The sequence below is a fragment of the Anaeromyxobacter terrae genome (assembly GCF_022690685.1).
GTDB lineage: Bacteria > Myxococcota > Myxococcia > Myxococcales > Anaeromyxobacteraceae > Anaeromyxobacter > Anaeromyxobacter terrae.
Genome location: NZ_JALCYY010000001.1, coordinates 111,851 through 135,771 on the forward strand (window position 1 = coordinate 111,851; position 23,921 = coordinate 135,771).

Here is a 23,921-nt window from a genome sequence, read left to right on the forward strand (position 1 = left end):
GCCATCAGAGCCGCGTGTCGGCGCCGAGGTCCTTGCCGAACTCGGGCCGGTACGGTCCCGCCGGGAAGCCGGGACCGGGGAACGAGAGCGCCTTCCAGTTCGCCTGCCGCGCGAGCGGCATGTAGTTCGGCGAGGCCTTCGTCACCGCGGCGGCCACCATCGCGCCGATGATCCCGCCGCCGCCGGAGTCGGGCTGGTAGGTCATCGCCTCGTGGTCCGTCCAGATCGTCTCGCCGGTCTTCCCGTCCTTGAGGACGTACGCGAACTCGACGTTCACCTGCGTCGTGACGACGAGGTACTTCGCCTCCCACTTCTCGATGGAGACGTAGAGCGCAGCGTCGGCGCCGAAGAGCGCGCAGAGCCGGCCGGGATCGGCGCCGTGCACGAGGGCGGCGTCGGCGAGGCCGTCGTCCTCGAGGAGCCGCTTCACGAGGTTCACCGGGAAGACGTAGTAGCCCCGCTCCGCCACCGGGATGGGCAGGGTGGAGAGGAAGTAGTCCGCGGCGTCCACGTTCACCGTCTTGTTGACGACCGGGACGATGAGGATGGCGCGGGGCTGCGCCGCGACGAACTTGGAGTAGTCCTTGCGCGGCGCGGTCGCGCAGGCGGAGAGGAGCGCGAGGATCGCGGCAGCGGCGGAGATGCGGGCGTGCCGGGACATGTCAGCTCCTCCTCGTCGCGCCGGCGGGGCCCTTCGCCGGAGTGGACGGGGTCTTCGCGCGCTTCTGCTCCGCGTTGCGGATCATCTTCTCCATGAAGACGCGCGACTCGGGCCACTGATCGCGCTCCCGCTGGAAGTAGGCGATCGCGTCGTCGTGGCGTCCTTCCTCCATGAGCGCGTAGCCGTACTCGGCGAAGCAGCCGGGCGGCACCTTCTCGCCGCGCTGGGTGGCGTCGCGGATGACGGCGTCGAGGCTCGCCACGAAGTTCTCGCGATCCTGGGGGTTCTTGTAGTGCGCGTACAGCGCCTCGTCGTAGTCACCCCAGGAGTACATCGTCTGGCGAGCGCAGCCCTGGAGGCCGACGAGGAGCGCCGCGGAGGTGAGGAGCAGGGTCGGCCGGTTCATGTCAGTGCACCTGGATGGTCTTGAGCTCGCTCTCGACGAACACCTTCTGCCGGTGCAGCACGTTCCCGGCGCCGTCGCGCACGTCCACCTCGTGCGAGCCCGGCTCCACGAGCAGCACGTTCGGATGGCCGTCGTACGCGCTCGCCGCGCCCGCCGACTGGCCGTCGACGAACAGGACCGCCCCCGCGGGCGCGCCCGCCACGGCGAGGCTGGGGCGGGTGTCCGGCGTGCGAACCACCGTCTGCGGCATCGCGCAGGCGCCGAGCGCGAGCACTGCCTGAAGCATGAGGACCTTGCCCGTCATTGCGCACCTCACGACTTCGGCTCCGTCACGAAGAGCTTCGCGAGCGCCGCGGGTTCGACCCGGCCGCTGACCACCTGGCAGGCCGCGCCCTCGTTCGTCTCGCTGTCGCCGAACAGGCTCACCACCCGCAGCGTCGCGACCTGCTTGGGCGGGAGCGTCACCTCGAACCCGCTCTGCTTGCTCTTCACCGTCGAGCCCGCCTCCATGACCGCGAGGGTGTCGCCCTCGCGCAGGCCCTGGTGCTTGCCGCCGGTGATGAACAGCTGCGCGCCCTGCACCTCGAGGATGTCCGTGCGCCAGGGGCGGTCGGCGAGCGTCGCCGCGAGCCGGTCGATGACGTCGGAGATGGCCGCGGCGATGGCGCGGTCGTTGAGCGTCGCGTCGTACTCGGAGTGGCTGCCGAACCCGGCGATCTCGCCCGACTCGGTGCTCGCCTCCCCGGCGCCGATCGCCGAGAAGTAGGCGTGGCCGGTCTTCACGTCCACGAGGCGGACGTCGACCTTCGCGTGCGCGAGCTGGACCTTGGTGCTGCTCAGGAACCCGCTCTTCCCGCCGACCGAGCGGCCGAACTCGGTGACCGAGCCGGTGATCACCGTGTCGGCCCCGACCAGCTTGCCGCCCGAGAGCTGCTGCTCGCGCTCGAGCTTCTGGAGATCCGGGCGCTCCAGCACGACGAAGTTCCCGGACATGATGAGCCGCGAGGCGAGCATGTCCGACGCCTGCTTGCCGATCCGATCGAGGTCGGCGTCGTTCAGCAACGACCGCCCGTAGTTCGTCTCGTTCGAGAAGCGCGCGATGGCGAGCTTCATCTTGTAGCGCTTCGCGGCGGGCGCCTGGCGCGCCTCCTGCGCCGAGAGCTGCGCCGCCTTCGGCACCGGCGACTCCGCCGGCGCGGGCTTCTCCGACACCGTCGCGCAGGCCTGCAAGAGCAGGGCGGCGGCGCCGGCAGCGATCCCGATCCTTCTCATTTCCCCTCCACCTCGGGCCGCCCCGAGGGCGGCGCGAACACGGACCGGCAGTCTCTCACGGCGGGGCCCTCACCGTGCGAGAACTCCACGCCGCGCCGTGTCCCGTGACCGAGGGTGAGGCGCGTGTGCGCGCGCGGCGCACGTCGGCCGCCCCGAGGCGCGCGCTGGAGCTCGCCGCGCCCTCGGCGCCGGGTCGACCACCGTGAGGAAAGGACGGGTGAGCCGCGGACGCCGGCCCTACTTGTCGCCCTGGAAGATGAGCGGCAGCCCGCTCTTCGGGCTGCCCACGATCACGATCTTGGCGTTCGAGCTCGCCGCGAGCCGCTCGGTGGCCTCGATCCCCTTGAACTGCAGGTACTCGGGCGTGAGCCCCTGGCGCACGATGTTCTGGTACTTGAGGATGCCCTCCGCCTCGATCTGCTTGCGCTGCGCCTCCTGGCGCTCGCGATCGAGCGTGAACTTCATCTTCTGCGCGCGCTGCTCCTCGGCGAGCTTGTCGGAGATGGCGGTCTTGATCGCGTCCGGCAGCTCGACGTCGCGGACGAGCACCGCCTCGACCACGATGTGCTTCCCCTGGAGGGCCTTCGTCACCTCGTCGTAGATCTGCTGCTCGATCTCCTCGCGCCTCGTCGAGTAGATCTCCTCCGGCTGGTAGCGGCCGAAGACCTTGCGCGCCTCGGAGCGGACGATCGGGGCGATGAGCTTCGAGTCGTAGTCGGGGCCGATCTGCGTCTGGAGCTCGTAGAGCTCCTGCACCATCGGGCGGAAGCGGACGCTCGCCTCGACTCGCAGCGGCAGCCCGTTCGAGGAGAGCACCGAGAGCTGCTCCTTCATCTCGTGCACGCGGGTGTCGTAGGGGATGACGCTGTTCCACAGCGGCATCACGTGCATGCCCTCGTCGAGCACCTCCCGGCTCGTGCCGCCGCCGAGGGTCTTGAAGACGATCCCGCGGTGGCCGGAGTCGACCGTCGGGCAGCGGCAGGCCTCGAGGAACGGGGCGACGGCGAGCGAGACGTAGAGCAGCGTACGGACGACCTGGCGCATTGGATCTCCTGGGCTGGCGGGCAGCCTATCGCGCCGGGTGTGGCGCGGGGCACCTCAGGTGACATGCCCGCAGGGAGGGGCCCCGTCGCGAAGCGACGGGGAGGGACGCAGACCGTGCCGGCGGGGAACGGTCGCGAACCCGCGAAGCGGGCGCGACCGTTCACGGGCCCCGCCGGGCAGGGGTGGGGCCCCAGCAGCTCCCGCGGAGTGGTTGGACCGGGCCAATCGCCGAGGGAGGGCCCCGCCGAGCAGGGGTGGGGCGGGGACGCAGTCCCCGTCAGATCAGAACGCCCGTTCGGTCAGCGACCCCGCCGCCTCGAGCAGCGCCCGGCGGTGCACGCCGTCGGGCACCTCCTCGAGCGCGGCGAGCGCGGCGCGGGTGTGCTCGCGGGCGAGCGCGCGCGCGTCGTCGACGCCGCCGACGCGCTTCACCACCTCGACGACGTCCGCGGCCACGGCGTCGCCGTCGTCCTCGCCCTCGACGAGGGCGGCGAGCCGCTCGCGCAGCCGGGGCTCGGCCTCGCAGGCGCGGATGAGCGGGAGCGTCGCCTTGCCCTCGATGAGATCGGTGCCGAGGCGCTTGCCGAGGAGCTGCGGATCGGCGGCGTAGTCGAGCGCGTCGTCCACGAGCTGGAACGCGATGCCGATGCCCTCGCCGAAGCGGACGAGCGCGTCCGGGACGTGCCCGACCTGTCCCGCCGCCCACGCGCCGGCCGCGGCCGCCCAGCCGAAGAGCGAGGCGGTCTTGCCGATCACGACGTCGAGGTAGTCCTTCTCGGTCGCGGAGAAGGAGCTGCGCAGCGAGAGCTGGAGCACCTCGCCCTCGACGAGCCGGCGCATCGTGGCGAGCAGCGTCGGGAGCGCCGCCGAGCGGGCCGGCTCGGCCGAGACGATCTCGAGCGCGCGCGTGAGGAGCCAGTCGCCGGACAGGACCGAGACGGCGTTGCCCCAGATGACCCGCGACGCGGGCTGGCCGCGCCGCAGCGGGCCGTCGTCGATCACGTCGTCGTGGAGCAGCGTCGCGGAGTGGGTCAGCTCGGCCGCGACCGCGTACGGCACCGCGGCGCGCATCTCGCCGCCGCAGGCGCCGCAGGCGAGGAGCGTCACCATGGGCCGGATGCGCTTGCCGCCCGCCGAGACGAGGTGGCGCGCGGCGGCGCGGAGCTTCTCCTCGGCGTCCTCGGTCGCGCGGGTGAGCTGCTCCTCGAGCGCGACGAGGCTCTCCGGGAGGGCCGGGACGTCGGCGAGGGCGGCCTGCGCACGCTCGGGGCGGACGCCGCGCTGCGCGCTCGCGTCGAGCTGGGACAGGATGGCCTGCTCACTCGCTGCCACGGGAGCCTCCGGGGACCGGCACTTTCAACGAAAGTTGAACGGCATATAACGCGGGCGGCGCCGCGCGGTCAACGAATGCTGGACCCTATTGGTAGTGGCGCACCGTCGGCCAGACGTCCGCGAGGGGGCGCGTCGCGCCGCGGCAGATCCAGATCCAGCGCGCGTCCTCGTAGGGCATCACCCACGGGCTCGACGGCAGCCTCGCGGCGAGGGTGCGCTCGCGGTACAGGTCGCCGCCGCAGTCCTCCTGCGCGTCCGAGACGACGATGACGGGATCTCCGCGGCCTTCGGGAGGGCCCCACAGAAAGTACTGGTTGTGGCCCGAGACGACCGGCACGCCGAGCCCGGCGGCGTGGACCTCGATCGCCGCCGCCTCGCCGTAGTTCTGCGCGAACACCGCCGCGTGGGTGCGTTCCTCGGGCGGCAGGCTCCGCACCACGGCCGCCACCGCGGCGGCGAGCGCCTCCCATCCGTGCTGGTCCGCGAAGATCTGCGGCAGCACCCCGTACGCGTGCCGCTCGAGCGGCTCGGAGCTCACTCCGAGGGCGGCCTGGTAGCGGACGAAGATCTCGACCGGCAGGAGCGGGATCGCGAGCGGGAGCCCCACCGCGCCGGTGACCACGACGCTCGAGAGCGCCGCGAGGCGGAGCGCGCCGGGCCGGAGCGCCCGCTCGATCGCGACGCCGCCCGCGGCGAGCAGCATCGGCAGCGCGGGCGCGGCGTAGTACGCCTTCCCGCGCGTCGCGACGAGGAGCGCGAGGTACAGGGATCCCCCGAGCGCGAGGAAGCGGAAGGGGCGCGCGCGCTCCGCGAGGAGGAGCCAGGCGAGCCCGCCGAGCCAGACGGGCGCGGCGAGCGGGCCGAACTCGAGGAGGAGCGCGCGCGCGAAGCCTCCGAGCGAGAAGGGCGCGTTCTTCTCGAGCTGCCCGTTCCGGACGAGCTCGAGGAACGGGAGGCCGTGCGCGGCCTGCCAGAGGACGTTCGGCAGGACGAGGGCCGCGGCGAGCGCGGCGCCGGCGAGCGTCCAGCGCGTCCAGAGCGCGCGCCGCGCCGGCGTGGCGACGAGGCCGGCGAGGAGCGCGAGGGCGAGTAGCACGGAGGTGTACTTGAGGAGCGCGCCGGCCGCGGCGAGCGCGCCGGCGAGGAGCCAGAGCCGCGGCGTGTCGCCCTGCACGAGCCGCGCGAGGACGCACGCGAGCGCGACGATCGCGAGCGGCTCGAACGCGTTCATCGTGAGGTAGTGGCCGAGGCCGGCGAGGAGCGGCGAGGCCGCGAGGACGAGGCCGGCGAGCGCAGCCGCGAACGCGCCGCCGCCGAGGCGCCGCGCGAGCCGCGCAGCGAGGAAGACCGTCGCGGCCGAGGCGAGCCACGCGGGGAGGCGCAGGCCGGGGACCCAGGTGCCGAAGAGCGCGTGCGCGCCCCGGGCGATGAGCGCGATCCCGGGCGGCTGATCGACGTAACCCCACCCGAGCCGCTCGCCGCAGACGATGAAGTAGAGCTCGTCGCGGAAGATGCCGTAGCGGCCGCCGGCCGCGGCGTGGAGCGCGAAGGTCGCGACGGCGAGCGCGGCGGGGAGGAGGCGCGCCGCGTGGCCGCCCTCGGGTGCGGGGACGGCGGAGAACTCGGAGGGAGGGACCACCGCGGGCGAGCTCACGCGCGCGAGCCTACGGTGGCACCCTCACTCCCGCCACTCCTCGAGCACCACGTCGTCGTAGAAGACCTGACCCTCGTAGTAGTTCACGTGCGGGTCCCCGAACATGAACCAGTCCGGCCAGGTGCCACCTGCCGGCCAGCGCGGGAACTCCGGGCCGACGAAGGAGCCCGTGTCCACGCAGCCCGAGGCGCCGGCGGCCTCGGCGGCGTCCACGGGGTAGTGCCACAGGCACGTCTGAGCGGCGTCCACGCTCGCGCGGTAGGTCTGCTCGCCGCCGTAGCGGAAGCGGCCCGAGACCTCGAGCGTGTAGCGCGGGCCGTCGCGCTCGATCGTCACGCGGTACCAGGTGTCCGGCAGGTACGCGTCGACGGCGCGGATCGCGCCGGACGGCTGCCACGCGCCGTTCGAGAAGGAGAGGAACGCGTTGCCGGTCTTCGCGTCGCCCGGGCGCGAGCCGTCGAGCGCGATCATCATGATCGGGTGCTCGCCCGACGCGACGAAGCCGCTCCCCGTCCAGACCTCCATCCACGGTGGGTAATGGTTGTCCGAATCCACCACGACCTTGCGGTGGTGATGGATCCAGGTGTTGTTGTGCGGCCGCGGCTGCGCGTCGAGGATGGTGAGCCAGTAGAATCCGTTCTGGCTCGTCGCGCTCTCCGCGGGCCACCACGGGCCGGCGGTCTCGTCGCCGCTGTCGTAGCCGTTCAGGCCCGGCTTCCCGTCGCCGAACACGGCGTAGCCCACGCGCAGCGAGATCCGGTAGCGCGCCGGGAGCGGCTGCGTCGGGCGCACCACCGTGCCGTCCGTGTGCTCGGGCGAGCGGAGGCGCAGGACGTGGTTGGTGCCGCCGGCGGGATCGGCCACCACCGCGGCGCGGTCGGCGAGCGCTGCGTCGCCGTGGCGCGAGTACGACTCGAGCGTGAGCCAGCCGTCCGTCCCGAACGGCTGCGTGGCGCGGAACGCGGTGGGCGGGGTCACGCCGCGCGCCACGAAGAAGGCGCCGCCGTCCGCGAACGGCCCGTCATCGGGGACGGGGTCGGGAGAGAACGCGGCCGCGGGAAGCGCGCCGCCCTCGAAGTCCTCGCGCCCGACGACCACCCAGCCCGGCGTCGTCGGGCTGCCGCCGCCCCCGCCTCCTCCACCCCCGCCGCCTCCCCCTCCGCCGCCCGTGCCGCCCCCCGAGGGCTCGCCGGTCGAGCCACCGTTCCGGCAGGCGGCGGCGGAGAGGGCGAGGAGGAGCGTCGCGCAGAGCAGGCGGAGGACCGGCATGGCCGTGGTAGGTTGCGCACGTGCCGGTCGTGAAGCTCGTCCTCGAGTACGACGGGACCCGCTACGTCGGCTGGCAGGTCCAGCCGAACGGCCCGTCGATCCAGGCCGAGGTCGAGCGGGCCCTCGCGACGCTCCACAAGGAGCCGCGGCGCGTGACGGCGGCGGGCCGCACCGACGCCGGCGTGCACGCCCGAGGTCAGGTCGTCTCCTTCCCGGAGGCGCGGCCGCTGCCGCTCTCCGCCTACGTGAAGGGGATGAACGCGCTCCTCCCCGACGACGTCGCCGTCCGGACGGCGAGCGTCGAGCCGGACGGCTTCGACGCGCGCCGGAGCGCGCGTGGCAAGCGCTACCGCTACGTCGTCGAGAACCTCGAGACGCGCGCGCCGCTGTCGCGCCTCCAGGCCTGGCAGCTCTTCGGCGCGCTCGACGTCGGCGCGATGCGCGCGGCGGCGCGCCACCTCCTCGGCCGTCAGGACTTCGCGGCGTTCCAGGCCTCGGACTGCGCCTGCGAGCACGCCGTCCGCGAGGTGCACCGGCTCGACGTGCTCGGCGAGGCGGGAGGGCGGGTCGAGCTCGTGGTGGAGGCGACCGCCTTCGTGAAGCACATGGTGCGGAACTTCGTCGGCACGCTCGTGGAGGTCGGGAAGGGCAGGCGGAGCCCGGACTCGATCCCGGCGCTCGTCGAGAGCCGCGACCGCACGCGCGCCGGCAGGACCGCGCCGCCGCAGGGGCTCTTCCTCGACGAGGTCTTCTATTGAGCGGCGCCGCGTCGGCGGCCCGCGGCGCGCGTTGACTCGCGAGTCGGCGCCTGCCGGGCCCGCCGCCTCGACCGGCCCGTTCCGTGTGCTACGCTTCCCCGCTCATTTCTAAGCGAGGAGTCATGAGCCAGAAGAAGCTGAAGGTGGGCGTGCTCGGCGCGACCGGCATGGTCGGCCAGCGGTTCGTCGCGCTGCTCGAGAACCACCCCTGGTACGAGGTGACGCTCGTCGCCGCGAGCGCGAACTCCGCGGGCCAGAAGTACGCGGAGGCCGTGAAGGGCCGCTGGACGCTCAAGACGGCGATCCCGGCCGCGACCGCCGCCCTCACCGTGAAGAACGCCTCCGCGGTGGACGAGATCGCCCGCGAGGTGGACTTCGTCTTCTGCGCCGTCGACATGTCGAAGGAGGAGACGGCGAAGCTCGAGGAGGACTACGCGCGGCGGGAGACGCCCGTCGTCTCGAACAACTCCGCGCACCGCGGCACGCCCGACGTGCCGATGATGGTCCCCGAGGTGAACCCCGAGCACGCGGCGGTGATCGAGGCGCAGCGCAGGCGGCTCGGCACCGCGCGCGGCTTCATCGCCGTGAAGCCGAACTGCTCGATCCAGAGCTACGTGCCGGCGCTCCACCCGCTCATGAAGTTCGGGCCGAAGCGCGTGGCGGTCTGCACCTACCAGGCGATCAGCGGCGCCGGGAAGACCTTCGAGAGCTGGCCGGAGATGGTCGACAACCTCATCCCCTTCATCAAGGGCGAGGAGGAGAAGTCCGAGCAGGAGCCCATGAAGATCTGGGGCCGGCTCGAGGGCGGCCGGATCGAGAAGGCGAAGGACCCGATCATCACCGCGCAGTGCATCCGCGTGCCCGCCTCCGACGGCCACATGGCGGCGGCGTTCGTGGCGTTCGACCGGAAGCCCGACCGCGCCGAGGTGATCGAGCTGTGGCGGAGCTGGGAGCCGAAGCCCCAGAAGATGGGGCTCCCCTCGGCGCCGAAGCCGTTCCTCACCTACTTCGAGGAGGACGCGCGGCCGCAGACGAAGCTCGACCGCGACATCGGCGGCGGGATGGGCGTCGCCGTCGGCCGCCTCCGCCCCGACGCGCTCTTCGACTACCGGTTCGTGTCGCTCTCGCACAACACCGTGCGCGGCGCCGCGGGCGGCGCGGTGCTCACGGCGGAGCTCCTCACCGCCGAGGGCTGGATCCAGGCGAAGTAGTCGCCGCGGGTCGCACGCGCGGCGCCGTGTCGTCCCGCTCGCGGGGCGCGCGGCGCCGCGGCGCGTTCAGCGCGCCATCAAGCGTGCGCGGCGTGGTGCCTGAGCCACGGCACCTGCAGCCGGCTCTCGGGCTTCATGAGCCGCTCGTCCACCGAGAGCGGCCCGGCCCCACCGATGAGGAGCGCGAGCAGCCCGGCCAGGAAGAGGAGGTTCACCTCGATGCCCGGCATCCCGAACACCGGGCCCTTGTCGGTCATCCCGGTGATCTGGATGTAGCCGAAGCCGAACGGTGCGTGAACCCGGAGCATCGCGACGAGCATCTCGAGCGAGAGCAGGATCGTGACGAGCCAGGTCGCCGCGCCGACGATGAGCGCGATCCCGCCGAAGAACTCGACGATGCCCCCCGCCCACGCCATGAGCGCGGGCAGCGGGATCCCGAGCTGGGCGAGCATGCCCTGGAACTGCGCGTGCCCCGCCGCGGTGAGCTTCGGGGCGCCGTGGTACATGAACGAGATCCCGAGCAGGATGCGGAGCGGAAGCGGCCAGTAGTGTTCGAGGTGGCGATTCATCGCAGCGACCTCCGGGCGGCGAGGGAGTTGCCTCCCACCCGATCCATAGCGGCGCCGGTCTCCGCAGCAACCCCGAGTCAACGCGGTCGGCGCGCTCCGCTCGCCCTGCGCCGGGGCGCGGGACCGCGTGAGGGGCGCGCGGCGGGCCGCTCCCCGGTCTCCCGATCGACGAGCCGTGCGCCCACAGCCGATCGCCGAGTTGCCGTGCGGACGCCGCGTCGGTAGAGAAGGACGGCCCGTCCCCCGGAGACCCCCATGCGCCTCGACCCCGCCCGCGAGATCGCCCCCGGCGTCGTCCTCCTCGACTCGGGCTACGTCCGCCCGAAGCTCGCCGCCTGCTACGTCGTCCGGGGCGGCGCGTCCGCCGCCGTGATCGAGACCGCCGCCTCCTCGTCCGTGCCGCGCATCCTCGAGGCGCTCGCGGCGTTCCGCATCGCGCCCGCGGACGTCTCGCACGTCGTCGTCACGCACGTGCACCTCGACCACGCGGGCGGCGCGGGGAAGCTCATGGAGGCGCTCCCGCGCGCGACGCTCGTCGCGCACCCGCGCGGCGCGCGCCACCTCGTCGACCCGTCGAAGCTCATCGCCGGCACCGCCGAGGTCTACGGCGAGGCGCGCTTCCGGGAGCTCTACGGCGACATCCCGCCCATCCCGGCGGCGCGGGTCGTCGAGGCGCCGGACGGCTACGAGGTGGATCTCGGCGGCCGCGTGCTGCGCATGCTCGACGCGCCCGGTCACGCGAAGCACCACCTCGTGGTGCACGATCCGACGACGCGCGGCTTCTTCACCGGGGACGCGTTCGGCCTCTCCTACCGCGAGGCCGACTCGGCGAAGGGGCCGCTCGTCTTCCCGACCACGACCCCGGTGCAGCTCGATCCGGCCGCGCTGCGCCGGACGGTGGAGCGCATGCTCGCCGAGAATCCCGAGCGCATGTACCTCACCCACTTCGGCATGCTCGAGGGGGAGATCCCGCGCGCCGCCGCCCAGCTTCTCGAGGGCCTCGACGAGCACCTGCGGCTCGCGCGCGCCGCGCCCTCCGGGCCGGGGCGTCACGCCGCCCTGCGCGAGGCGCTCGCGGGCCAGCTCCTCCGCGGCCTCGCCGCGCACGGCGCGCCGCTCGGCCGCGAGGAGGCGCTCGCGGTGTACGGGGTCGATCTCGACCTCAACGCGCAGGGGCTCGAGGTCTGGCTGGACGCGGGCGGGAACGCCTAGCACTCCGGGCCGCGAGCAAACGGACGTCTCTCGTTCGCGCGCGTCGCGTCGGATTCTCGCGCACATCGAGCGACGTGGTGCGCTCTCGAGTACCTGGCCGCACGTCTCCCCACGGTGCGTTGGAGGGTTTTGACGCCTCCTGACCCTGGGTACAGTGTCACCCGGTCAAGGTTCACGGGCGGCCGCCAGGGCGATCCTCCGATCGGTCGAGCTTCCCGCGCAGTGGGGACCGCTCCTTGTCTCGTGCGGTCCTCGAACGCTCCACCGATGGGCAGCCCCGCGCTGCAGGAGGCAACACGATGACGAAGCCGTGCCCCGGTCCGATGCGGAGCGCGCTGCTCCTCGCCGGGATCGTCGCCCTCGCCGCGTGCGGCGGGGAGGCCGCCGCTCCCGCCCAGCAGACGAGCGAGGTCCGTGCCTGCAACGGGCGCAACAAGGACTGCGTCGCGCCCTCGCTGTCGGTCACGAGCCCGAACGCGGACGCATCGGTGAGCGGCACGGTAGCCGTCGCGGGCACGGCCGCGGACGACGTGGCGGTGAGCAAGGTCGAGGTCGCGGTGGACGCCGGCGCGTTCCAGGTCGCCTCCGGGACCACGAGCTGGTCGTTCCCGCTCGACACGCGCGCCCTTCCCGACGGTGCCCACGCGCTCGCGGTCCGCGCGACGGATGGGGCTGGCAACCGGACGACGACGAGCGTTCCGTTCACGTCCACCAACGCGGTGTCGTCGCCCACGACGCCGCCCCCGAACGCGCCGCCGAGCGTCTGGATCGACGCGCCGGCGAGCGGGGCCACCGTCTCCGGCTCCATCGCGGTCTCCGGTCGGGCGTCGGACGACGCCGGCGTCGCGCGCGTGGAGCTGAGCGTGGACGGCGGCGCGTGGACGCTGGCGAGCGGCACGAGCGCGTGGAGCTCCTCCGTCGACACGCTGACGCTCGCGAACGGGACGCACACGATCGCGGCGCGCGCCACGGACTCCGCGGGGGCCCAGACGACCACGAGCGTGTCGCTGTCGGTGTCGAACGCGCCGCCGCCCGCCGGGCTCGCGGTGGCGATCACCGCGCCCTCGAACGGCGCCACCGTGAGCGGGAAGGTGACGGTGACCGGGACGTCGGCCGGCGCGAGCCGCGTCCAGGTCCGGTTCGACGCGATGGCCTACCTCGACGTTCCTCCCGGCCCGACGTGGAGCTACACCTTCGACTCGGTGGCGCTCGCCAACGGCGCGCACACGCTCGTCGCGCGGGCGCTCGACGCGTCGGGCACCGCGGTGACGACGCAGATCGGCTTCACGACCTCCAACGTGAACACGCCGCCGAACGTGGTGTTCGCAGCGCCCGCGGCCGGCTCGAACGTGTCCGGCCTGGTCGAGGTGAGTGGCTTCATGAGCGACCTGAACGGCGCCGGCCAGGTGCAGCTCTCGGTCGACGGCGGCGCGTACGTGTACACGACGGGATTCGGACGCTTCACGTACGACCTCGACACCTCGAAGCTGACGAACGGAACGCACACCCTCGTGGCCCTCGCCACGGATGACCTCGGGGCGACCTCGACCGCGACGCGTTCGTTCGTGGTCTCCAACTCGGACGTCGTCGCGCCCAGGGTGACCGTCACCTCGCCTGCATCGGCGGCGACCGTCTCGGGGACGCTCACCGTCACCGGGACGGCCTCGGACAACATCGGGCTGGCGCGGGTCGAGGTGAAGGAGAGCAACGCCGCGTACAGCGCCGCGACGGGGACGTCCGGGTGGAGCTTGTCCCTCGACACGCGTGGCCTCTCGAACGGGTCCCACACGTTCGTCGCGCGCGCCGTGGACACGACCGGGAACGTCGCGACCACGTCCTTCACGGTGACCGTCGCGAACGGCTACTCGAAGGAGTCGCTCGTGACTCCGGAGGGCATCCACATCTACGTCGACAGCGCGTCCGGCTTCAGCGCGGCGGAGGTGTACCGCATCCTGAAGGACAACGCGCGTGATCTGGCGCTCGTCGGCCCCACGCTCACGGTGCGCGTCGGCGATGGAACGGGCAGCAGCGAGCAGACGAGCTGCTCCTCGACGAACGGATGCAGCGCGATCATCAATCTCGACGGAGGACCGACGTCCGGGTTCAGCAGGCGCCCCGACGAGGTGATCGCGCACGAGTACGGACACGCCTGGTCGCTCTACCACCTCAACGTCACGCACGCGGGCGATTGGTCTGCGTACCTCGTGGCCCGCGGCCTCGACGCGGATCCCAGGCTCGACAGCGTCTACCCGACGTTCGACCGCAGGGAGGACATCGCCGAGGACTACCGCGAGCTGTTCGGCAGCGCCTCGGCCCGTGGCTGGGCAAACCGCATGCTCGCGCACCCGCTCACGGTGCCGGGCCTGCAGCAGTTCCTCGCGACCGGCTGGTGACGGACTCGCGCGGAAGAGAAAGGGGGCGGCGTGCCGGCCGCCCCCTCTTTTCAGCCACGTCGCGCGCCGCCGCCTACTTCTTCTGGAGCGCGAGCCCGTTCTCGTTCGAGTCGGTCAGCGTCCCGTTCGCGAACGTCTGGAACTTGTAGTTGACGGTCGTCGGGGCCGGAACCGGCAGGCCGACGATGCCGTCGGACGTCCCGTACTTCACGCCGACCACGTACCTCTGGTCCTTGACCGCGCCCGCGTACGTGAACGTCGCGTTCGCGGGGTTCGTGCTCACGATGGTGATCGGGAGGATGTTGCAGTTCAGATCGTACAGGCGGATCTGCGCCTGCTGGATCTGGAACAGCGGAGGCGTCGACGAGTTCCACGGTGCGTTCGTGTGGGTGCTCGTCATGAACTCCGTGATCTGCCCCGTCAGCGTCCCCGTGGCGGGGGCGGTGACGTAGCTGTAGTAGAAGAAGACGCCCGGAGCAGTGTTGTTGATCTTGTTCCCCTTGACCCCGTACAGGATGGAGTCGAGCGTGTAGAGATCGGGCGTGGTCACGAAGTTCTGGCACGTCGTCTGGGTGGGCGCGATGCGGCCCGTGACTGCCATGTTCGTGTAGGTGCAGGAGAACGTCTTGTCCGCATCGGCCGGGTAGTTGACGGTGAAGCTGCACCCGCTGCTGCTCACGAACTCCCAGCCGCTCTTCAGCGTCTCCTCGATCGTGTAGCTCCCCTCCTCGAGGTCGGTGGTGAACGAGACGTAGCTCGCATCCGTCGTGGTCTTCGTCTCGATCGTCGCGGTGCCCTTCTTGAGCGTGAACGTCCAGTTCCCCTCCGACCCGGCAGGCTGCGTCACCTTGCGAGCCTGAGCGTGCGCAGGCGCGAAGGTGTTGGTGAAGGTGACGGACCCCGAGCAGCTCGGGAGCGTGATCGTGACGGTCTGGTCCGCCTGGGCCTTCCACTTGCCGCTGGTCGACCCGGTCTCCCTCACGACGAAGCTGCCGGTGCCGTTCGTGATCGAGAGCCCGCTGACCGTCGCCGACTTCGTCGTGTCACCCGCGGCGAAGGCGATCGACTTGGTCGCGAGCGGCGTCGCGTCGGGATCCGCGTCCAGCGCCGCCTTGTCGAAGATCGAGAAGTCGAACGTATCGGACTCGCCCGTCTGCAGGACGTTCGGGATGGTCTTGTTGATCGTGATGCTGACCAGCGCGTCGGCGTGGATCTTGACGTCCAGCGGAGCATTGTCGGGCGCGAAGCCGTCCGACCCGAGGAGGCTCGCCACGTCGTGCAGCTTGCCGTCGCCCTGCGTCGGGCCGTTCAGCGTCACCGTCTTGTAGAAGGTGGCGGATCCGCTGTCACCCTGCGAGCCGGACACCCACTTCACGGCGTCGGTCGTGAGCGTACCGAACGTGTACGAGCTGCCGAAGTTGAGGCCGGTCGTGTAGGTCCCGGCGGCGCTCGAGAGCAGCCCGTCGGGGCTCTTCGCGTTGACGGAGTACTTGAAGAAGTCGCCCGACGTGATGCTCTCGATGTCCGTGATCGTCGCGCTGTCGTTCCCGGTCGTCCCGTCGAGGTAGGTCGCGGGGACGTTCAACGTGGTCGTGCCCGGCACCGGGATGTTGGTCACCTTGTCGATGTAGGTCGCCGTCACGGTGTCGTTCAGGTTGGTCGTGCCCTGGGGGACGGTGAACTGGAGCGTGCAGAGGTTCTGGGTCGCTCCCGCAGCCACGTCCACGGGGCCGCACGCGAGGCTCCCGTTCGTGCAGGTGCCGGAGACGCAGGTCACGTTCGACGGCGTGAGCGCCGTCGTCCCGGTGAACACGGCGTCCGTCGTGCTCACGGTGATGACCCGCGACGCGGGGTTCTTGGCGCTGACGACGACCTGGACGTTGAGATCACCCGTGGGCGTGGCGGTGAACTTCGTCCAGTTCACCTTGATGCTCACGTTCTTCGAGAGCGCGCCCGTCGCGGTGCTGCACGTGTCGTTGAAGTTGAGCTCCGCGGGCGTCGCCTCCTTGCTGATCGTCCACGGGTGCGAGAGGTCCTGCGTCGCCTGCATCGTCTTGAAGATCTCCTGCGGGGCGATCTGGTTCACGGGTAGCGGCACGGTCTTCTTCGAGCCGCTCAGCCCGGCCTGCGTGAAGAGGTACGCCTGGAGCGACGAGCCCGGGTACAGGTGCGAGCCGAGCGCGAGCCGCTGGTTGAAGTCGAAGACGCAGGTCGTACCCTTCGCCTGGTGGATGGTGAGCTGCCGGTACGCGACCGTGTCCGTACCGCTGCCGAACGGGTCGGTCGCGGTGCCTTGGGTCATCTGCGAACCCGCGACGATGGTGCAGGAGGCGTCCGACTCGTCCAGGTTGACGACGGGCGCGGAGATCACGTCGTAGCCGAGGTGGCCGCTCGTCATGTAGTCTTCCGCGATGTAGACGTCGTAGTCGGTCGTGGCCCCGGTCTGGTTGCCGAGATCGCTGGACAGCCGGAACGGCACGAGGTCGAGCTCGTTCCAGCCCTTGCCGAGGTTACCGGTCGTGTAGGCTGCATCCGGACAGACGAACTTGTTGTTGATGGGGAGGATGATGCTGCCGTCGTTGCGGCAACCCTCGAGCGTCAGCGTGACCGAGGCACCCTCCGTGAACGCAACGAGCGCCGTTACAGGCTGTGCCTGCTTCACCGGCGCTCCGTCGGCGCGCTCTCCGGTACCGCAGCCCGCCATCGCGACGACGGCGAGGATCAGTCCCATTGACGACACGGCAACTGCACGTGCGGCATGACGCATGTGACCCCCCATGAATTTGTGCGCTGCGAGACGCACGGTACGGCCGGCCGCGTTTGCGACGACATGGGCATTTTGTCGAGACGAGCGGCGGCGACCTCCGGGGCTCCCGCGGCGTCCGGGGTGCGAGGAGGGGACGACGGGCGGGCTTCCCGCTCTCACGGGACGCACGGACGGAGCGCGGAACCCTCGCGCACGGCGCGGCGGCGAGGATGGACCGGGGCGAGCGCCCCGCCTCGCGCTCCGGTCGGTCCCGCGGGGAAGTGAGCTTCAAGAGGACGACGGGGCGCTGCGCGGCGCCCGGTCACGCGCGGCGGCGAAGAGCTCGATGAGCGAGCGCCGGCTCGGCGCGCGAAGCTTCTCGCCCGCCGCCCGGAGGTGGGTCGCGACGGTCGTCACCCCGATCCCGAGCGCGTACGCGATCTCCTTGTTCGAGAGCCCCCGGACCGCATGGGCGACGACGTCGCGCTCGCGGGGCGTGAGGGCCAGCGGATCGTGCTCCGGCGCGCGCCGGAGGAGGAGCGTGCGCCGAGCCCCGTCCTGTCGCTGATCGACCACCGACCACCGCCCGGCGAGGAAGGCGTCCCAGAGGGCGTGGGCGTCGAGCGCTTCCACCGGACGGGGCGCAGCCCACCCCTCGCCGCGCATCGCCGCGGCGAGCCCACCCGAGGCGCCTCTCGTGGCGCCGAGCGCCGCCGGGAGAGAGCGGCGGAGGCGCAATGCACAGGAGAGGTGCGCGACGACGGGGCGCACGGTTCGAGGCGCCAGCTCGCCATGCTTCAGGGTGGGGACGGCGATCGCGAGGGTCGTCGCCGCGCCGTCGTCGCCGCGGATGAGCAGCATGTCCGCGGCGCCGAACGCCGCGCACAGCGCACGCAGCGCGGAAGCGATCGCACGCGGCGTCCTTGCGATCCGGGCCGACACCAGCTCGGCCCCTCGGCCGCCGGTGAAGATCCCCTGTACGAGCGGCGCACCCACCGGCGCGCCTCCGATGAGGGCGGTGACCGCGATGGGAAGCGCGATGCTGCTCGCGACCGCGCGGCACGAGCTGCCCGCGGGGTCGCGGTCGAGCCGCAGCGCGTGGACCCCGAGCGCCGGGCCGAGCGGGGCGAGCGCCTCCACAACGCCACGGGCCCAGGACTCGTCGGTGCCCGCGGAGTAGCACGCGTGGACGACGCGCGGCAGGCTCACCGTCATGGCGCGGCCGTACCCCGGGGAGCGCCCCCGGATGCCAGCTTCGCGTAGAGCTCGCTCCGCGAGCGGACGCCGAGCTTGCGAAAGGCGCTCGAGACCTGCTTCGCGACGGTCCCGAGGTCGCGCCCGCGACCGGCGGCGATGGCCGCGTTGGATGCGCCACCCAGCACGAGGCGCGCCACCTCCGCCTCCGCCCGGGACAGGGGCGAGGCGCTCGACGAGAACGCCGTCGTCCACTCGAGGAGTACGAGCTCCTCCCCGTCGATCTCCAGCCGCGTGGCGGAGAGTCGCCACGGTGGCCGGAGCGCCATGCCGTCGCTGTCACCGCCGCCGCCGCCGCCTTCGCGCGTCCTCATGGGACGAGCCCCCCGCCCTCACGCGGTGCATCGTTCGCCTCACCGCACGTCACCCGCCGTGCACCGAAGCGACACCGTCCCCCTGATCGTGCGACCGCACGATAGCGCGTTCAACGTGCGATCGACTGGGCATGTGTGGCCCTCCAGAGCGAGTGACACGAGCGCCCGCTCGTGCGGCCGGCATGCAGGCGCCACCCCGTGGCGACGCCGTGCTTGCGTACGCTCGGGCTGCCGTCCGCACCGCCGAGGCTCCGGGTGACCTCGCCGAGGGGCGTCCGGAGCCGCCAAGGCTTCACCCGTCGCGCGCCCTCCCCCGGCCCGCGGCCCGTCGCCACCGGGCGCACCCGGGAGGCCTAGTGCACCACCACCTCGCCCTCGACGGCGCGGGCACCCTTCGCGAACGTGATGTTCCCGTCCGGCCCCTCGTCCACCACGACGTGGTCGCCGGCCTTGAACTCACCGCGCAGGAGCTTCGTCGCGAGCGGGTCCTGGATCATCCGCTGGATGGCGCGCTTCAGCGGGCGCGCCCCGTAGACCGGGTCGTAGCCCGCGTCGGCGATCGCCTCGCGCGCGGCGGGCGAGAGCTCGATCGTGATCCGCCGCTCCTCGAGCAGCTTGCGCAGGCGCGCGAGCTGGATCTCCACGATGCGCCCCACGTGCTCGCGGCTGAGCGGGCGGAACACGACGATCTCGTCCACCCGGTTCAGGAACTCCGGCCGGAACTCGGCGCGCAGGTTCTCGAGCGCCGCCTCGCGGATCGCCGAGACGTCGGCGCCGGGGCGGCCGGCGAGGCGCTGGATCTCCTGCGAGCCGATGTTGGACGTCATGATGACGACCGCGTTCCGGAAGTCGACGGTGCGCCCCTGGCCGTCGGTGAGCCGGCCGTCGTCGAGGATCTGGAGGAGCACGTTGAAGACGTCGTGATGCGCCTTCTCGATCTCGTCGAAGAGGATCACCGCGTACGGCCGGCGGCGGACCGCCTCGGTGAGCTGGCCGCCCTCCTCGTAGCCGACGTAGCCCGGGGGCGCGCCGATGAGCCGCGACACGGCGTGCTTCTCCATGTACTCGCTCATGTCGAGCCGGACCATCGCGCTCTCGTCGTCGAACAGGAACTCGGCGAGCGCGCGGGCGGTCTCCGTCTTCCCGACGCCGGTGGGTCCAAGGAAGATGAACGAGCCGATCGGCCGGTTCGGATCCTGCAGCCCGGAGCGCGCGCGGCGCACCGCCGCCGAGACCGCCTGCACTGCCTCGTCCTGGCCGACGACGCGCTCCCGCAGCCGGTCCTCCATGCCGAGGAGCTTCTCGATCTCGCCCTCCATGAGCTTCGAGACCGGGATGCCGGTCCACTTGGAGACCACCTCGGCGATCTCCTCGGGCGTGACCTCCTCCTTCAGCATCGCGCCCTCGCGCTGCAGGCCCGCGAGCCGCTCCTGGAGGCCCGCCACGCGCCGCTCCACCTCCGGGAGCCGGCCGAACTTGATCTCGGCCGCCTTCTGGAAGTTCGCCTCGCGCTCCGCCTTGGTCTGCTCCTGCTTCAGCGCGTCGATCTCCTGCTTCGCCTGCGCGAGCTCCTGGATGACCGACTTCTCCGCGTCCCAGCGGCTCTTCAGGCGCGCGAACTCCTCGTTGAGCGCGGCGAGCTCCTTCTCCACCTGCCCGAGCCGGTGGCGCGAGGCCTCGTCCTGCTCCTTCTGCAGCCCCTGCCGCTCGATCTCGAGCTGGGCGATGCGGCGCCGCACCTCGTCCACCTCGGTGGGCATCGAGTCGATCTCGATGCGCAGCCGGCTGGCCGCCTCGTCCACGAGGTCGATCGCCTTGTCGGGGAGGAAGCGATCGGTGATGTAGCGGTGGCTGAGCCGCGCCGCCTCCACGAGCGCCGCGTCCTGGATGCGGACCTTGTGGTGCAGCTCGTAGCGATCCTTGAGGCCGCGCAGGATCGAGATGGTGTCGGCGACCGACGGCTCGCCCACGAACACCGGCTGGAAGCGCCGCTCGAGGGCGGGATCCTTCTCGACGTGCTTGCGGTACTCGTTGACGGTGGTCGCGCCGATGGCGTGCAGCTCGCCGCGCGCGAGGGCGGGCTTCAGCATGTTGCCCGCGTCCATCGCGCCCTCGGCGGCGCCGGCGCCCACGAGCGTGTGCATCTCGTCGATGAAGAGGACGATCTCGCCCTCGGAGTCGACGACCTCCTTGAGGACGCCCTTCAGCCGCTCCTCGAACTCGCCGCGGTACTTCGCGCCGGCCACCATCGCGCCGAGGTCGAGGGCCAGGAGCCGCTTGCCCTTGAGCCCCTCCGGCACGTCGCCGTCCACGATGCGGCGAGCGAGCCCCTCGACGATGGCGGTCTTGCCGACGCCCGGGTCGCCGACGAGCACGGGGTTGTTCTTCGTGCGGCGGGAGAGGATCTGGATGACGCGGCGGATCTCGTCGTCGCGCCCCACCACCGGGTCGAGCTTGCCCGCCTTCGCGAGCGCGGTGAGATCCTTCGTGTACTTCTCGAGCGCGCGGTACTGGCTCTCGGCCTCGGGCGACGTCACGCGCGCCCCGCCGCGCACGTCCTGGAGCGCGGCGCGGATCCGGTCGGCGCTCGCCCCGGAGGCGCGCAGCGCCTCGCCCGCGCCGGTCTTCTCCTCGGCGGCGGCGAGCAGGAGGTGCTCGGTCGAGACGTACTCGTCCTTGAGCCTCTTCGCGGCGTCCTCGGCCCGGTCGACGAGCTTCGCGAGCCGGTTCGCGAGGTAGGGCTCCGCGCCGGAGACCTTGGGGACCGTGCGCAGCTCGTCCTCGACGCGCGAGGCGACGAGCGAGGGCTCCGCGCCGATCTTCTCGAGGATCGGCGCCGCGGTCCCCTCCGGCTGGGAGAGGAGGGCGAGCACGAGGTGCTCGACGTCGATGGCCTGGTGGTCGCGGCGGCGCGCCTCGCTCTGCGCGGCGGCGAGCGCCTCCTGGGCCTTCACGGTGAGCTTTTCCATTCGCATTGCGCGAACGTAAGACCGCGGGGGGGCTTGGCAAGCAGCGCGCCAGCCCGCCTGAAAGGCGGAATGGCCGCACCGGCGCTCGTGTAGATTGAAGGCTCGCCCGGGGAGGGGGGCCCTGTCTTGAACGAGCTGACCCTGCGCGCGACCTCGCGATCGCCCACCGCCTCGTCCGGGCTGCGGCTCGCGTGGCTCGGCGCGCTCGCAGCGCCGCTCGCCGTCCTCCTCGCGCTCCCGGCGCTGCACGAGCCGCTCCTCGCGAACCAGTACCTCCCCGTCCACACCATCCTCGAGCTGCTCGTGGTGGGCGTGGCGTTCGCCATCTTCGGCGTGCAGTGGTTCGCGGCGCGCGAGTTCCCTGAGGCGCGCGCGCAGGTGATCGGCCCGGCGTTCCTGGCGGTGGGGCTCTTCGAGGCGCTGCACCTGCTCACCTTTCCGGGCCTCCCCGGCTTCGCGGGCCCGGGAACGACCGAGCGGGGGATCTACTACTGGTTCCTGGCGCGGCTCTGGACGGTCGGCACGCTCGTCTGGGTGGCCCGCGTCCCGCCGGGCGCGATGAGCGCGCAGCCGGGGAGGGTGCGCCTGCTCGCCCCCCACCTCATCGCGGTCGCGGCGTTCGTCGCGCTCGACGTGAGCCTGCCGGGCGACCGCGCCGTCTTCTACGTCGAGGGACGCGGGCTCACGTCCCTGAAGGTCGGGCTCGAGATCCTCGTCGCGGCGGTGGCGCTCGCGGGCGCTCTCCTCCATCACCGCGCCTCCCGCGCCGGCGACCGGGGCGCCCGTACGCTCGCGGCGGCGCTCGCGGTCACCGTCCTCTCGGAGCTCTCCCTCACCCTCTACGCGCGCCCCTTCGATCCCGTCCACGTGCTCGGGCACGCGTACCTCGTGCTCACCTTCTTCCTCATCTTCCGCGCGCTGTTCGTGGGCGCGGTCGTGGCGCCGCACCGCGAGCTCGTCGCGCTCCGGGGCCACATCGAGAACGAGCTCCAGGTCACGATCGCCGAGCTCCGCGCGACACAGGAGAGCCGCGAGGACCTGCTCCGCGCCGTCTCGCACGACCTGCGCAACCCGCTCCAGATCGTGCTGCTCAAGGCGCAGCTCCTCGGGCGCCACGGGGAAAAGCCTGGGACCGCCGAGAAGGCCGCGCGCGACATCGCCGTCGCGGGCCGGCGCATGGAGCGGATGCTGCGCGACCTCGCGGACTCGGCGCGGCTCGAGAGCGGCGCCATGCTCGCGCTCCAGCTCGCCCCCGTCGACGTGCGCGCGTTCGTGGCGGAGGCGATCGATCTCACCCGCGGCGTGTTCGACCCCGCCCGCCTCGAGCTCGCCGTGCCGGACGGGCTGCCGCCGGTGCACGCCGATCCCGACCGGCTCGACCGGATCCTGGTGAACCTCGTCGGCAACGCGCTCAAGCACACGGCCGGTCGCGTCGTCGTGAGCGCTGCGCGGGACGGCGGGCTCGTGCGGATCTCCGTCGCGGACGAGGGGCCCGGGCTCGCCCCGGATGACCACGAGCGGATCTTCCAGCGCTACGTGCGAGGCCCTGGGCGCGAATCCGACGGGCTCGGCCTCGGGCTCTACATCGTGCGGCGGCTCGTGGAGGCACACGGCGGCAGGGTCGAGCTCGTGAGCGCTCCCGGAGAGGGCAGCACCTTCAGCTTCACGCTGCCCGTCGCGACGCCCGGCTGACGGCGCTGCGTCCGGGCGCCACGGCCCCCGGCCGGACCTTGCGGCCGTGCGCGCGGGGTCACATGCCTGCCGCTGGCACCCCGGAACCACATGACGAGCACGCCCCCCGCGATCCTCTCCGTCGGCCGTGCGCTGCCCCCGAACTTCGTGGACCAGGAGACGCTCATCGCGGCCCTGTCCGCGTTCTGGGGCGCGCGCCACTTCAACATCGAGCGGCTCGCCGACCTGCACCGCGCCGCGCGGGTGGGCGGCCGCCACCTCGCCCTACCGCTCACCGAGTACCCGGCGCTCGACTCGTTCCAGAAGACGAACGACGCGTTCATCCGGGTGGGGAGCGAGCTCGGCGCGGCGGCCGTGTCGGAGGCGCTCTCGCGCGCGGGCGTCACCCCTCGCGAGGTCGATCATCTCTACTTCGTGACCGTCACCGGCGTCTCCACGCCCTCGCTCGACGCGAAGCTCGTGAACCGGCTGGGGATCTCGCCCGCGGTGAAGCGAACCCCGATCTTCGGCCTGGGCTGCATGGCGGGCGCGGCGGGGCTCGCCCGGGCCTCCGACGCGCTGCGCGCGTTCCCCGGAGAGGTCGCGGTGCTCGTCTCGGTCGAGCTCTGCTCGCTCACCCTCCAGCGCGAGGACACCTCCATCGCGAACGTCATCGCGACCGGTCTGTTCGGCGACGGCGCGGCGGCGGTGGTGCTCCAGGGCGGTGAGCGCGCTCCGGCGCCCGGCCACGCGCCGCGCGTCCTCGCGACCCGCTCGGTCTTCTACCCGGACACGGAGTGGGTGATGGGGTGGGACGTCGGCGACAGCGGCTTCAAGGTGGTGCTCTCGGCGAAGGTGCCGGAGGTGATCCAGGCGAACGTGGGCGGAGACGTCGATCGCTTCCTCGCGGCGAACGGGCTCGCGCGCGGCGACGTTCGGCACTTCATCGCCCACACCGGCGGGCCGAAGGTGCTCGAGGCGTTCCGCCGCGCGCTCGACCTGCCCGAGGCGGCGCTCGCCCGTTCCTTCCGCTCGCTCCAGGAGGTCGGCAACCTCTCCTCCGCGTCGGTGCTCTTCGTCCTCGGCGACCTGCTCGACTCGGGGGAGGCCCGCCCGGGAGACCTCGGCCTCCTCGCCGCGATGGGCCCGGGCTTCTCGGCCGAGCTCGTCCTCCTCCGGTGGTGAC

Annotated in this window: 19 protein-coding genes; 6 read left to right on the forward strand and 13 right to left on the reverse strand. The window is 72.2% G+C overall.

Translation table 11 applies throughout. The features are described from left to right. Positions 1-4: 4 nt before the first annotated feature. The 8 genes from MNY62_RS00455 to MNY62_RS00490 all read right to left on the reverse strand — a co-directional run bounded on the left by MNY62_RS00455 (position 5) and on the right by MNY62_RS00490 (position 7,638). Complete coding sequence (locus tag MNY62_RS00455) at positions 5-661, reverse strand: DUF799 domain-containing protein (RefSeq protein ID WP_242342117.1); 657 nt, start codon at positions 659-661, stop codon at positions 5-7. A 1-nt stretch (position 662) separates the two neighbouring features. Continuing rightward, on the reverse strand, positions 663-1,067 hold the full coding sequence (locus tag MNY62_RS00460) for a DUF4810 domain-containing protein (protein WP_242342118.1): 405 nt from the start codon (positions 1,065-1,067) through the stop codon (positions 663-665). A 1-nt stretch (position 1,068) separates the two neighbouring features. Then, positions 1,069-1,371: a hypothetical protein gene (locus MNY62_RS00465; protein ID WP_242342119.1), complete on the reverse strand. Its 303-nt coding sequence runs from the start codon at positions 1,369-1,371 to the stop codon at positions 1,069-1,071. Positions 1,372-1,379: 8 nt separating this feature from the next. Further along, positions 1,380-2,339 (reverse strand): CsgG/HfaB family protein, encoded by a 960-nt coding sequence (locus MNY62_RS00470; protein WP_242342120.1) that lies wholly within the window; start codon positions 2,337-2,339, stop codon positions 1,380-1,382. Positions 2,340-2,576: 237 nt separating this feature from the next. Then, the gene (locus MNY62_RS00475) at positions 2,577-3,383 is read right to left on the reverse strand and encodes a prohibitin family protein (protein ID WP_242342121.1); all 807 of its coding nucleotides are present in this window, start codon (positions 3,381-3,383) and stop codon (positions 2,577-2,579) included. 282 nt (positions 3,384-3,665) lie between these two features. Then, positions 3,666-4,715: a polyprenyl synthetase family protein gene (locus MNY62_RS00480; protein ID WP_242342122.1), complete on the reverse strand. Its 1,050-nt coding sequence runs from the start codon at positions 4,713-4,715 to the stop codon at positions 3,666-3,668. Positions 4,716-4,800: 85 nt separating this feature from the next. Beyond that, positions 4,801-6,369: a glycosyltransferase family 39 protein gene (locus tag MNY62_RS00485; RefSeq protein WP_242342123.1), complete on the reverse strand. Its 1,569-nt coding sequence runs from the start codon at positions 6,367-6,369 to the stop codon at positions 4,801-4,803. 24 nt (positions 6,370-6,393) lie between these two features. Further along, positions 6,394-7,638, reverse strand: a complete 1,245-nt coding sequence (locus MNY62_RS00490; RefSeq protein WP_242342124.1) for a hypothetical protein — start codon at positions 7,636-7,638, stop codon at positions 6,394-6,396. A gap of 20 nt (positions 7,639-7,658) precedes the next feature. On the opposite strand from MNY62_RS00490, the gene truA reads away from it, so the two are divergent. Together truA and asd are read left to right on the forward strand one after the other, a co-directional pair. Then, complete coding sequence (gene truA, locus MNY62_RS00495; RefSeq protein WP_242342125.1) at positions 7,659-8,396, forward strand: tRNA pseudouridine(38-40) synthase TruA; 738 nt, start codon at positions 7,659-7,661, stop codon at positions 8,394-8,396. Between the two features lie 122 nt (positions 8,397-8,518). Beyond that, entirely contained in the window at positions 8,519-9,607 is a 1,089-nt protein-coding gene (gene asd, locus MNY62_RS00500; protein ID WP_242342126.1) for an aspartate-semialdehyde dehydrogenase, read from the forward strand. A gap of 77 nt (positions 9,608-9,684) precedes the next feature. On the opposite strand, the gene MNY62_RS00505 is transcribed toward asd, so the two are convergent. After that, positions 9,685-10,176: a DoxX family protein gene (locus MNY62_RS00505; protein ID WP_242342127.1), complete on the reverse strand. Its 492-nt coding sequence runs from the start codon at positions 10,174-10,176 to the stop codon at positions 9,685-9,687. A gap of 255 nt (positions 10,177-10,431) precedes the next feature. Here MNY62_RS00505 and MNY62_RS00510 point away from each other — a divergent pair, with 255 nt between their 5' ends. Both MNY62_RS00510 and MNY62_RS00515 read left to right on the forward strand, forming a co-directional pair. Then, on the forward strand, positions 10,432-11,388 hold the full coding sequence (locus MNY62_RS00510; RefSeq protein WP_242342128.1) for an MBL fold metallo-hydrolase: 957 nt from the start codon (positions 10,432-10,434) through the stop codon (positions 11,386-11,388). Positions 11,389-11,687: 299 nt separating this feature from the next. Continuing rightward, positions 11,688-13,781 (forward strand): Ig-like domain-containing protein, encoded by a 2,094-nt coding sequence (locus MNY62_RS00515; protein WP_242342129.1) that lies wholly within the window; start codon positions 11,688-11,690, stop codon positions 13,779-13,781. 73 nt (positions 13,782-13,854) lie between these two features. Here the strand turns inward: MNY62_RS00515 and MNY62_RS00520 are convergent, their stop codons facing one another. The 4 genes from MNY62_RS00520 to clpB all read right to left on the reverse strand — a co-directional run bounded on the left by MNY62_RS00520 (position 13,855) and on the right by clpB (position 21,070). Continuing rightward, positions 13,855-16,512, reverse strand: a complete 2,658-nt coding sequence (locus MNY62_RS00520) for a hypothetical protein (RefSeq protein ID WP_242342130.1) — start codon at positions 16,510-16,512, stop codon at positions 13,855-13,857. A gap of 303 nt (positions 16,513-16,815) precedes the next feature. Further along, on the reverse strand, positions 16,816-17,742 hold the full coding sequence (locus MNY62_RS25530) for a helix-turn-helix transcriptional regulator (protein ID WP_279426186.1): 927 nt from the start codon (positions 17,740-17,742) through the stop codon (positions 16,816-16,818). Next, positions 17,739-18,095 (reverse strand): helix-turn-helix domain-containing protein, encoded by a 357-nt coding sequence (locus MNY62_RS00530; protein ID WP_242342131.1) that lies wholly within the window; start codon positions 18,093-18,095, stop codon positions 17,739-17,741. Before MNY62_RS00530 ends, MNY62_RS25530 begins: the two co-directional genes overlap by 4 nt. Positions 18,096-18,448: 353 nt before the next feature. Continuing rightward, on the reverse strand, positions 18,449-21,070 hold the full coding sequence (gene clpB / locus MNY62_RS00535) for an ATP-dependent chaperone ClpB (protein WP_242342132.1): 2,622 nt from the start codon (positions 21,068-21,070) through the stop codon (positions 18,449-18,451). 120 nt (positions 21,071-21,190) lie between these two features. On the opposite strand from clpB, the gene MNY62_RS00540 reads away from it, so the two are divergent. Next, positions 21,191-22,756, forward strand: a complete 1,566-nt coding sequence (locus MNY62_RS00540; protein ID WP_242342133.1) for a sensor histidine kinase — start codon at positions 21,191-21,193, stop codon at positions 22,754-22,756. Between the two features lie 90 nt (positions 22,757-22,846). Then, positions 22,847-23,920 carry a type III polyketide synthase gene (locus MNY62_RS00545; RefSeq protein ID WP_242342134.1) on the forward strand — a complete coding sequence of 358 codons (1,074 nt, stop codon included), beginning with the start codon at positions 22,847-22,849 and terminating at the stop codon, positions 23,918-23,920. Position 23,921: the final 1 nt, after the last annotated feature.

Coding starts and splice junctions, on each gene's coding strand:
- MNY62_RS00455 (WP_242342117.1), bottom strand. CDS start 661: ATGTCCCGGCACGCCCGCATCTCCGCCGCTGCCGCGATCCTCGCGCTC.
- MNY62_RS00460 (WP_242342118.1), bottom strand. CDS start 1,067: ATGAACCGGCCGACCCTGCTCCTCACCTCCGCGGCGCTCCTCGTCGGC.
- MNY62_RS00465 (WP_242342119.1), bottom strand. CDS start 1,371: ATGACGGGCAAGGTCCTCATGCTTCAGGCAGTGCTCGCGCTCGGCGCC.
- MNY62_RS00470 (WP_242342120.1), bottom strand. CDS start 2,339: ATGAGAAGGATCGGGATCGCTGCCGGCGCCGCCGCCCTGCTCTTGCAG.
- MNY62_RS00475 (WP_242342121.1), bottom strand. CDS start 3,383: ATGCGCCAGGTCGTCCGTACGCTGCTCTACGTCTCGCTCGCCGTCGCC.
- MNY62_RS00490 (WP_242342124.1), bottom strand. CDS start 7,638: ATGCCGGTCCTCCGCCTGCTCTGCGCGACGCTCCTCCTCGCCCTCTCC.
- asd (WP_242342126.1), top strand. CDS start 8,519: ATGAGCCAGAAGAAGCTGAAGGTGGGCGTGCTCGGCGCGACCGGCATG.
- MNY62_RS00505 (WP_242342127.1), bottom strand. CDS start 10,176: ATGAATCGCCACCTCGAACACTACTGGCCGCTTCCGCTCCGCATCCTG.
- MNY62_RS00510 (WP_242342128.1), top strand. CDS start 10,432: ATGCGCCTCGACCCCGCCCGCGAGATCGCCCCCGGCGTCGTCCTCCTC.
- MNY62_RS00515 (WP_242342129.1), top strand. CDS start 11,688: ATGACGAAGCCGTGCCCCGGTCCGATGCGGAGCGCGCTGCTCCTCGCC.
- MNY62_RS00520 (WP_242342130.1), bottom strand. CDS start 16,512: ATGGGACTGATCCTCGCCGTCGTCGCGATGGCGGGCTGCGGTACCGGA.
- MNY62_RS25530 (WP_279426186.1), bottom strand. CDS start 17,742: ATGACGGTGAGCCTGCCGCGCGTCGTCCACGCGTGCTACTCCGCGGGC.
- MNY62_RS00530 (WP_242342131.1), bottom strand. CDS start 18,095: ATGAGGACGCGCGAAGGCGGCGGCGGCGGCGGTGACAGCGACGGCATG.
- clpB (WP_242342132.1), bottom strand. CDS start 21,070: ATGCGAATGGAAAAGCTCACCGTGAAGGCCCAGGAGGCGCTCGCCGCC.
- MNY62_RS00545 (WP_242342134.1), top strand. CDS start 22,847: ATGACGAGCACGCCCCCCGCGATCCTCTCCGTCGGCCGTGCGCTGCCC.